The sequence below is a fragment of the Streptomyces sp. NPDC002265 genome (genome assembly GCF_040296125.1).
Lineage (GTDB): Bacteria > Actinomycetota > Actinomycetes > Streptomycetales > Streptomycetaceae > Streptomyces.
Window position 1 is genome coordinate 97788 of record NZ_JBEOWS010000001.1, and the last position, 9786, is coordinate 107573.

Here is a 9786-nt window from a genome sequence, read left to right on the forward strand (position 1 = left end):
CGCACCTGGAGGGTCGTCCGTTGTTCAGTGTCACCGTCCGCGATCACATCATGATCGCCCACAGCTTCCGCGGTGAGGTCTTCGGACCCGCGCAGCGCCTGCACGGAGCTACGTTCCTGGTGGACGCCACCTTCCGGCGCGAGGAGCTGGACGACGACAACATCGTCGTCGACATCGGCCTGGCCACGCAGGAACTCGGTGCCATCACCAGTGAGCTGAACTTCAGAAACCTGGACAACGAGCCGGACTTCGCGGGGATCAACACCTCGACGGAGTTCCTGGCCAAGGTCGTAGCCGACCGGCTGGCCGAGCGGGTCCACCTGGGCGCGCTCGGCGAGGGCGCCCGGGGCCTGACGGGCATCTCCGTCACCCTGCACGAGTCGCACGTCGCGTGGGCGAGTTACGAGCGTGCCCTGTGACCGACACGACCGTCGGGCACACGCCCCTCGCCTACGTGCCCGCACAGACGGTGCCCGCACAGACGGTGCCCGTACAGACCGCGGCCCGGAAGAACGGCGAGATCAGCCCCATGTCCCTGCGCTCCGTGCACTTCGTGCTGCCGGGCGGTGTCGACGACCCGGCCGCGCCCAGCGGCGGCAACGCCTACGACCGGCGGGTCAGCCTGGACCTGCCCGGTTTCGGCTGGCAGGTCCACCAGCACGCCGTGCCCGGCAGCTGGCCCCGCCCCGGCGCCGCCGCCCGTACCGAGCTGGCCCGCACGCTCAGCCAGCTGCCCGACGGATCGGTGGTCCTGCTGGACGGGATCGTCGCCTGCGGTGTCCCCGAGATCATCGTCCCGGAGGCCGAACGCCTGCGGCTCGCCGTCCTCGTCCACCTGCCGCTCGGTGACGAGACCGGTCTGGCCGCCGAGGTGGCCGCCGATCTGGACGCGCGCGAACGTACGGTCCTGCGGGCGGTGCCCGCGGTCATCGCCACCAGCGACTGGGCGGTCCGCCGCCTCGTCTCGCACCACGGCCTCGCCCCCGACCGGGTCCATGTCGCCGCCCCCGGCGCCGACATCGCCCCCCTCGCCTCCGGCACCGACGGGGTCTCCCGGCTGCTGTGCGTCGCCGCGGTCACCCCGCGCAAGGGGCAGCACCGGCTGGTCGAGGCGCTCGCCGCGGCGGCCGACCTGCCGTGGAGCTGTGTGTGCGTCGGCGGGCTCGGCCAGGACCCCGAGTACGTCGCCCATCTGCGGAACCTGATCCGCGAGCACGGCCTGGAGGACCGGCTCCACCTCGCCGGACCGCAGGCCGGAGCCGAACTCGACGCCAGCTACGCGGCCGCCGACCTGATGGTCCTCACCTCCTACGCCGAGACGTACGGCATGGCGGTCACCGAGGCCCTCGCGCGTGGCATCCCGGTGCTGGCGACCGACGTCGGCGGGCTCCCGGAGGCCGTGGGCCGCGCCCCCGACGGCGGTGTCCCCGGCATCCTCGTCCCGCCGGAGGACCCCGCCGCGCTCGCCGCCGAACTGCGCGGCTGGTTCGGCGAGGCGGACGTACGGCGCCGTCTCAAGGCCGCGGCCCGCGGCCGCCGGGCCTCCCTCGGCGGCTGGGCGGCGACCGCCAAGACCCTCGCCGGTGTACTGGGCCGGCTCCCGAGCGAACCCCGGAGGGCGGCATGAGGAAGACGACGGCCACACCGGCGGACCTGGCGCGGCGCGTGCAGGTCATCCCGCCGCAGCCCGGACCACGGGAGGCCGCGGACACGGTGGAAGCGAACGGTACGGGAGCTGTGGTGGACGCAACGGACGTGACGGTCGCGACGGACACGGCGGTCGCGACGGACACGGCGGTCGCGACGGACACGGTGATCACGGCGAACACGGAGATCGCGGCGGACGCCGTGATCGCGGGCGCCGGGCCGGTCGGCCGGTCCGAGGAGCGGGCCACCGTACGGCTGCGGGAGAGCGGCCCCGACGAACCGCCGCGCTACGCCCCCGAGTGGCTGGAGCTGCGCGAGGGCGCCGACGCCGCGGCGCGGTCGCTGGACCTGCTGGACCCGCTGCGCGTGCGGCTCGCCGACCTGCCCGGCCGGGCCGGGTCCGTCATCCACGACCTGGGCTGCGGCACCGGCTCGATGGGCCGCTGGCTCGCCCCCCGCCTCGACGGCGCCCAGCACTGGGTCCTGCACGACCGCGACCCCTACCTGCTGCACTTCGCCGCCGTGGCCTCCCCGCGGTCGGCCGCCGACGGCAGCCGGGTCACCGTCGAGACGCGGCGCGGTGACGTCGCCCGGCTGACCCCGGACGCCCTGGTCGGCGCCTCGCTGGTGACGGCCTCGGCGCTGCTGGACGTGCTCACCCGCGAGGAGGTCGACACCCTCGCCGCGGCCTGCGCGGGCGCCGGATGCCCGGCGCTGCTGACGCTCTCCGTCGCCGGACGCGTCGAACTCACCCCCGCCGACCCGCTGGACGCGGAGATCACCGCGGCCTTCAACGCCCACCAGCGGCGTGACGGGCTGCTGGGTCCCGACGCCGTCACGGCCGCCTGCGAGGCCTTCTCCGCGCATGGCGCGACGGTGAAGCTGCACCCGAGCGCCTGGCGGCTCGGCCCCGACGAGCGCGCGCTGACCGCCCAGTGGCTGCGCGGCTGGGTCGGCGCCGCCGTGGAGGAGTGCCCCGAACTGGCCGAACGCGCCGAGGTGTACCTCGCGGACCGGCTCGCCGCCTGCGCGGCCGGCGAGCTGAACGTCGTCGTCCACCACAGCGATCTGCTGGCGCTGGCCCGGCCGACGGGCGGAGAGGCGTCATGACCGCGGAGACGGCGGGCGCGGTCGTGCCCGTGCCGGCACGGCCGGTGCCGCGGACCGGAGCGGGCCGTGCCACGGTCCGGGCCGCTGCGGCCGGGTCCCGGGCCCGCAATGGGGCGATCGGGTCCGAGGGCTGTGACGCGGCCGACCGGACCGGCTCGGCGGTACGCGGCGAGCAGTCCGTACGTGCCGGGGCGGCCGTGGGCGGCGAGCAGCCCGGGTCCGCCGACCCCGTACGGGCCGAGCGCGCCGCCGCCCCGGCGGCGGACGCCGACGTGCCCGCCGTCTCCGCGCCCGCCGTCTCCGCGAAGCGTTCCCGGGCGGTCCTCGCCCGGTTCGACTCCCGGGCGCTGCGCACCCATCTGGGCACCGCCGTCGGAGTCGCCATCCTGGCCGTCCTGCTGTGGCGGCTGGGCACCGGTGTCTTCCTGGACGGGCTGCGGCGGATCGACGCGGTCACCCTGCTGCTGTCGGTCGGCATCGGCGCGGTCACCACGGTGTTCAGCGCCTGGCGCTGGGCACTGGTCGCCCGGGGCCTGCGCATCGAGCTGCCGCTCGGCCCGGCCATCGCCGACTACTACCGCGCGCTGTTCCTGAACGCGGCCCTGCCCGGCGGCGTCCTCGGCGACGTCCACCGGGCCGTCCACCACGGACGGAGCGCCGGTGACATCGGGCGTGGCGTGCGGGCGGTGGTGCTGGAGCGGGTCGCGGGACAGGTCGCGCTCACCGTGGCAGGCGTAACGGTCCTCCTGGCGCTGCCGTCCCCGGTCAGGGACGATGCCCGCCACCTCGCGCCCCTCGTCGGCCTCGGCCTGCTGGGCGTGCTGGCCGTCTTCGCGGCCCTGCGGATGAACCGCGCTCCCGCGCAGTCGCGTCGCGGGCGGGCGCTGCGCGCGACGCTCGCCGAGGCCCGGGAGGGACTGCTGTCCCGGCGCAACGGGCCGGGTGTCGCGCTGTCCTCGGCGGTCGTGCTGGCGGGCCACCTGACGATGTTCGTGCTGGCCGCCCGGGTGACCGGGTCGGGCGCGTCCGTCCTGGTGCTGCTGCCGCTGGCCGTGCTCGCCCTGGTCGCCATGGGCCTGCCGCTGAACGTCGGCGGCTTCGGTCCCCGCGAGGGCGTCACCGTCTGGGCGTTCGGCGCCGCCGGGCTCGGCGCGAGCAACGGGCTGGCCGTCGCCGTCGTGTACGGGGTGCTCAGCTTCGCCGCCGCCCTGCCCGGCGCGCTGGTGCTGGTCGTGCGCTGGTACCAGGGGGTGCGGGCGGGCCGCCCGGCCGCAGCGGACCCGGTCGCCGCCACCGTCGTACCGGTCGCGGCCGCCGGCACCTTCGTACCGGACGGGCCGGCCGGGACCGTCGTACCGGACCCGGCCGCCGGCCGCACACCCGACGGGTCCTACCGTCCGTCGGACGCCCCCGAATCGGCGCCCGAGCCCTCGCCCGAGTCCGCGCCCGAGCCCTCGGCATCGCGTCCGGTGAGCAGCGAGAAATACACGCCGAAGGAATCGGTGAGAGCGGCCAGCAGCGCCTTTCCCTTTTCCGCGGAACCGAGGGACGGACGCCCGATGACACCGGAATCGGTATAGGCGGACATTCCCGTGGTGAGGAGATGACGACGGTCGTCCGCGACGAAATCGGCGGACTCGTAACCAGGACGGATCAATTCGGGATGAGCGTGCAGCAGGACGGAGGTCTCGATTTCTCCCGCGTGCATGTCGGTCAGCAGCGAGGTCTCCACCCCGGCCCGCTCCCGGGCCGCCTCCCAGTCCTCCGCGGCCGGGAACAGGGCCATCCGCTCACCGCGCGCGGAGGCCTCCTGGACGACGTTTCCCAGCACGTAGTTGCCGCCGTGGCCGTTGACCACCACCAGGACCTCGACGCCCGACCGGCGCAGCGACTCGGCGATGTCCCGCACCACCGCGTGCAGGGTGGCCGCGGAGATGCTGACGGTTCCCGGCCAGGCGGCGTGCTCGTGCGAACAGGAGATCGTCACCGGCGGAAGGAGGTGCACCGGGTACGCCTCGGCGATGTCCCGGGCCACGGCACAGGCGATCAGGGTGTCGGTCGCCAGCGGCAGGTACGGACCGTGCTGCTCGAAGCTGCCGACGGGAAGGACGGCGACCTGTGTTGAGCCGCCCGCCCCCCGCGCCCGTACGTCTTCCGTAGTGTCCGTCGGCACCAAGCCGTATGCCGCCGCACGCGCGCCCGAACCACTCATTTCTTTCACGGCCTTTCGTCTCTGCTTAGGAATCAGATCATGACAGACAACATCGGCGTACTCGGCAAGAAGTCCCCACAGCGCACGGGCGTGGAACGCGTTGTGAATGCCCCGCTGCCCACCGTGTACGGGAAATTCCAGGCGATCGGTTACATGGACCACGACCGCGGCGACGAGCAAGTGGCCCTGGTCTACGGCGACATCGGCGCCGAGGGCGTGCTCACCCGGCTGCACTCGGAGTGCCTGACCGGCGACGCGTTCGGCTCCCAGCACTGCGAGTGCGGCGACCAGCTCGCCGCCGCGCTGCGCGCCGTGGTCGCCGAAGGCAGCGGCATAGTCGTCTACTTGAGGGGCCACGAGGGCCGCGGCATCGGCCTGCTCGGCAAGCTGCGCGCGATGGCCCTCCAGGCGGAGGGGCTGGACACGGTCGAGGCGAACCTCGCGCTGGGCCTGCCGGTGGACGCCCGGGACTACGGAGTGGCCGCCGGGATCCTGAACGACCTCGGCGTGCGTTCCGTCCGGCTGATGTCCAACAACCCGCGCAAGCGCGAGGACCTGGTACGGCACGGCATCCAGGTCGCCGAGACGGTGCCGCTGCTGATCCCGCCGTGCGAGAACAACATCACCTATCTCAGGACCAAGCGGGAGCGTCTCGACCACGTCCTGCCGCACCTCGACGCGGTCGCGCACTGGTCCTGACCCGCTCCACGCGGAGTCCCGAGGCGCCCGCGACGGCGAGCGCCGGCGACAGTGCCGGCAACGGCCCCGGCCCATCCCGTGCCGGGGCCGCCCGCCGGGCGGAGCCGCGTCGTCAGTGCGCGGCGGCCTCGTGCACCAGCCGCTTCAGGTCCTGGTAGAGCGCGTGCGAGGACCGCGGGCGCACCTGGGTCAGGAACTGCACGCTCAGATCGCGGCTGGGGTCGACCCAGAACGTCGTCGTGGCCACCCCGCTCCAGCCGTACATGCCGAGGCCGGTCGAGGCCTTGGTCCGGGCCGGGTCGATGACCACGGAGACGCCCAGGCCGAAGCCGACGCCCTCGTTGCCCGGCTCGTCGTGCGCCGGACGGCTGCCGAAGGCCCGCATGTCGACACCGCCGGGAAGCTGATTGCTCGTCATGAGGTCCACGGTGTCGGCGGAGAGCAGCCGGGTGCCGTCGAGTTCCCCACGGCGGCGCAGCAGTTCGGTGAACCGGTGCACGTCGTACGCACTCGCCACCATGCCCCCGCTGCCGGACAGGAACCGGGGCCGTCCGTGCAGCGGCAGTCCGGCGATCGGCTCGATTCCGCCGTCGCCGGTCTCGCCGTACAGCTCCGCCAGCCGGCCCGCCTGGTCCGCGGGGACACAGAACCCGGCGTCCGTCATCCCGAGCGGGCCGAAGACCCGCTCGGCGAGGAAGACGTCGAGCGGCTGCCCGGACACCACCTCGATCACCCGGCCCAGCACGTTGGTGGCGACCGAGTAGTTCCACTCGGTGCCCGGTTCGAACTGCAACGGCAGGCTCGCGTAGACGTCGATGGTCTCCGCCAGGTTCGCGCCCGACGGCACCGACGACTCAAGACCGGCCGCCCGGTAGAGGGCGTCCACTGGGTGGGAGTGGTAGAAGGCGAAGGTCAGACCCGCCGTGTGGGTGAGCAGATGACGGATCAGGATCGGTCCGTCGGCGGGCCGGGTGCGCATCCCGTCGCCGGAACCGTCGACGTACACCCGCGGGTCGGCGAAGGCGGGCAGGTGACGGGCGACCGGGTCGTCGAGCGAGAGCCGGCCCTCCTCCATCAGCAGCAGCGCGGCAACGGTGGTGACCGGCTTGGTCATCGAGTAGATCCGGTACAGCGTGTCGGACTCGACCGGCAGACCGGCGGCGAGGTCGCGGTGACCGTACGTGGTGAGGTGGGCGACGCGGCCGCCGCGGGAGACCGCCACGAGATAGCCCGGCAGCCGCCCTTCCTCGACCTGCTGGGCGAAGTGCCGGTCGAGCCGGTCCAGTGCCTCGGGATCCAGTCCGACCTCACCCGGGTCGACCTCTTGTCGCAGCTGTGCCATCGTTCTCCTCCGGTCGCGCGCGTACGAGGTGCTGTCGGGCATACCCGGCCTCGACCACCTCGTTCATCATGGTCGCGCAGGATTACGTGAACCGGGCCTGTCGGTGCGATGTTCGGCCGGTGTCGTGACGGAACGCACGGGCAGGGCCCGGGCCGTCACCGCCGCCGCAACGGCCACGACCGCGAGGACGGGCAGCGGCGCGCGGCTCCCGCCGAGCGCCATGCACGTGCTCGCCACGGCCGTGCCGAGCACCGGGCCGACGTTCATCGCGGTCTGCTGAAGCCCGCCCGCCACCCCGGCCGACTCGGCCGGCGCCTGCCGTACGACGACATGGGTGCCCGCCACCATCACCGTGCCGAACCCGGCGCCCAGCAGTGCGAACCCGGTGCACAGCGCGGGCGTGCCGGTGGCCCGCCACAGCAGCAGGATCCCCGCGGCGAGGACGACCGCCGCAGGCATGGTCGTGGCCCTGGCGCCGCAGCGGCGCAGCAGCACGACACAGGCGGGTGCGGCGGCCACCATGAGCGCGGCCAGCGGCAGACCGACCAGGGCGCTGTGGAACGGGTCGAGACCGAGCTCGCCCTGGAGGAGGTAGACGCAGGCGAACAACGTGCCGTGCAGCGCGGCCGACGCGGTCATCAGAACGCCGAGGGCCGCCGCGACGGCGGGCGTGCCGACGACAGCAGGCGGGACCAAGGGGTCCGGGGTCCTGCGCTCATGGCGGACGAAGGCGACCGCGGCGACGGCGGACGCGGCCAGGCCCAGACCGGCGGCCGTCGTCCAGCCGGACTCCGGCAGTGCGACGAGGGAGTGGACCAGACAGGCGAGACAGACCGCGAGCAACAGGGCGCCGGCCAGGTCGAGTCGCCGCGGAGCCGCCGGTGCGGGCGGCGGGGCGGATGCCGGTCGCCGCGTCCGGTCGCGGCCGGTGAGCGCGAGCGTGCCGAACAGCAGCGCGGGCAGGACGTTCACGAAGAACACCGCCCGCCAGCCCAGTGCGGTCACCAGCGCCCCGCCGACGACGGGTCCCGCGGCGGCCGCCACCGCGATCGCTGCCGTGCGTACGGCGATGGGCACACGGAGCCGGTCGGGCGGGAACGCGGCCCGCAGCATCCCCAGGGTGGCCGGCTGCAACAGCGCGCCGAACACCCCCTGGGCGACCCGCAGTCCGATCACCCAGCCGACGCCCGGCGCCAGTCCGATGCCGGCCGACACGGCCCCGAACCCGAGCATCCCGACGCCGAAGGCACGCCGGTGCCCGTAGCGGTCGCCGAGCCGCCCGGCGAACACCAGCAGACCGGCGACGGCGATGAGATATCCGGTGCCGGTCCACTGGACCTGTGTGAAGGAGGCGCCCAACTGCCTTTGCAGCGTGGGCTGCGCGACGGTGAGGACGGTGCCGTCCAGGGCGACGATCGCGGCGCCCGCCACACTGCCGGCGAAGGCGAGACGGCGGCCGCCGACAGGCGTCGGCGGAAGAGAGGCCGAGGAAGGGGCCTCCAGGGGCGGGGAGTTCGAGGGAGGGGAGTCCGAGGGCCGGAACGGTTTCACGCGGGAGCCTCCGGTCCGAGGTGCGCGTCGAGCGCGGCCCGCAGCACCGGTGTGAAGTCCTGCGACTTGGTGGCGAGTTGGAGGCTGCCCCAGCTCCACAGCTGGGCGACGCCGTGCAGGTTCGCCCACAGGGCGCCCGCCACCGTCGGTGCGTGCGCCTCCGGCCGGACCCGGCCGACCAGATCCACCAGTACACCGAAGAGCGGCAGGCTGGTGTCCCGCAGCCCCAGATGCCCGCTCTCCAGCAGGTCGTGACGGAACATCAGCTCGTACATCCCCGGGTTGCCGAGGGCGAACTCCAGGTAGGCCCGGCCGAGCTCCGTCAGCTGCGCCCGCGCGGCGGCGACCGGCTCCTTCCCGGTTCCGTCCACCTGCGCGAGGGCCGTCCTCGCCCTGTCCGCGAGCTCGGCGAAGCCGCGGCGCGCGATGGCCGACAGCAGCTCCAGATGGGTGGGGAAGTGGCGGCGCGGGGCGCCGTGCGAGACACCGGCCCGGCGGGCGATCTCGCGCAGGGTGAGCGCCTGGGCACCTTCGGCGGCGACGAGCTCGACACCGACGTCGACCAGGCGGTCCCGCAGTCCCGTGGGAGGTTCCGTCATAGGCATAGACACTGTCTACCAGCGTCTGTAGACAGTGTCTATCGTCAAAGCGGGCGAGGTTGCCCGGTCCGGGAATTCCGGCACCGGAGAGTTCCGTTGTTCATGTCATGACTCAGGACGCGACGCAGGACGCACTTCTGAAGCTGCTCTCCGAGGACCACGGCGGGGTGCTGGTCACCCTCAAGGGCGACGGCCGCCCCCAGCTGTCGAACGTCAACCACGCCTACTACCCCGACGAGCGGACCGTCCGGGTCTCGCTCACCGACGACCGGGCCAAGACGCGCAATCTGCGCCGGGACCCGCGCGCCTCGTACCACGTGACCAGCCCCGACCGCTGGGCCTACACGGTCGCCGAGGGCACGGCCGAGCTGTCGCCCGTGGCGAAGGACCCCCACGACGACACGGTGGAGGAACTCGTGCGCCTCTACCGTGACGTCCAGGGCGAGCACCCCGACTGGGACGACTACCGGGCCGCCATGGTCCGCGACGGCCGGCTCGTGCTGCGGCTGCGGGTCGAGCGGGCCTACGGGATTCCGCGGGCGTAGGCCCGCACACGGCCGCCGGACGGCCAGTCGGCCAGTCGGCCAGTCGGCCACTACGATGCGGGCCCGGTCCGTTCAGTGAAC

Annotated in this window: 9 protein-coding genes and 1 pseudogene; 6 read left to right on the forward strand and 4 right to left on the reverse strand. The window is 73.8% G+C overall.

What is annotated here, in order from left to right:
• Positions 1-20: 20 nt before the first annotated feature.
• The 4 genes and pseudogenes from ABT085_RS00370 to ABT085_RS00385 all read left to right on the forward strand — a co-directional run.
• Complete coding sequence (locus ABT085_RS00370; RefSeq protein WP_152891032.1) at positions 21-419, forward strand: 6-pyruvoyl trahydropterin synthase family protein; 399 nt, start codon at positions 21-23, stop codon at positions 417-419.
• A complete protein-coding gene (locus tag ABT085_RS00375) occupies positions 416-1627 on the forward strand; it encodes a glycosyltransferase family 4 protein (RefSeq protein ID WP_351599917.1) in 1212 nt (403 codons plus the stop codon). The genes ABT085_RS00370 and ABT085_RS00375 overlap by 4 nt, the downstream gene beginning before the upstream one ends.
• The gene (locus ABT085_RS00380) at positions 1624-2757 is read left to right on the forward strand and encodes a class I SAM-dependent methyltransferase (RefSeq protein ID WP_351599919.1); all 1134 of its coding nucleotides are present in this window, start codon (positions 1624-1626) and stop codon (positions 2755-2757) included. The genes ABT085_RS00375 and ABT085_RS00380 overlap by 4 nt, the downstream gene beginning before the upstream one ends.
• A pseudogene (locus tag ABT085_RS00385) lies at positions 2754-3902 on the forward strand (lysylphosphatidylglycerol synthase transmembrane domain-containing protein); the annotation flags it as partial. The gene ABT085_RS00380 and the pseudogene ABT085_RS00385, both read left to right, overlap by 4 nt.
• Before the next feature lie 245 nt (positions 3903-4147).
• On the opposite strand, the gene ABT085_RS00390 reads toward ABT085_RS00385, so the two are convergent.
• Positions 4148-4969, reverse strand: a complete 822-nt coding sequence (locus tag ABT085_RS00390) for a creatininase family protein (protein ID WP_502982574.1) — start codon at positions 4967-4969, stop codon at positions 4148-4150.
• 39 nt (positions 4970-5008) lie between these two features.
• Between ABT085_RS00390 and ribA the strand changes: the two genes are divergently transcribed.
• Positions 5009-5668: a GTP cyclohydrolase II gene (gene ribA, locus ABT085_RS00395; RefSeq protein ID WP_152891040.1), complete on the forward strand. Its 660-nt coding sequence runs from the start codon at positions 5009-5011 to the stop codon at positions 5666-5668.
• 112 nt (positions 5669-5780) lie between these two features.
• Here the strand turns inward: ribA and ABT085_RS00400 are convergent, their stop codons facing one another.
• The 3 genes from ABT085_RS00400 to ABT085_RS00410 all read right to left on the reverse strand — a co-directional run bounded on the left by ABT085_RS00400 (position 5781) and on the right by ABT085_RS00410 (position 9160).
• On the reverse strand, positions 5781-7010 hold the full coding sequence (locus tag ABT085_RS00400) for a serine hydrolase domain-containing protein (protein ID WP_351599925.1): 1230 nt from the start codon (positions 7008-7010) through the stop codon (positions 5781-5783).
• Between the two features lie 66 nt (positions 7011-7076).
• The gene (locus ABT085_RS00405; protein ID WP_502982576.1) at positions 7077-8513 is read right to left on the reverse strand and encodes an MFS transporter; all 1437 of its coding nucleotides are present in this window, start codon (positions 8511-8513) and stop codon (positions 7077-7079) included.
• A gap of 44 nt (positions 8514-8557) precedes the next feature.
• Positions 8558-9160, reverse strand: coding sequence for a TetR/AcrR family transcriptional regulator (locus tag ABT085_RS00410; protein ID WP_502982575.1), 603 nt, complete (start codon positions 9158-9160; stop codon positions 8558-8560).
• A gap of 107 nt (positions 9161-9267) precedes the next feature.
• Between ABT085_RS00410 and ABT085_RS00415 the strand changes: the two genes are divergently transcribed.
• Positions 9268-9705 carry a PPOX class F420-dependent oxidoreductase gene (locus ABT085_RS00415; protein WP_351599929.1) on the forward strand — a complete coding sequence of 146 codons (438 nt, stop codon included), beginning with the start codon at positions 9268-9270 and terminating at the stop codon, positions 9703-9705.
• Positions 9706-9786: the final 81 nt, after the last annotated feature.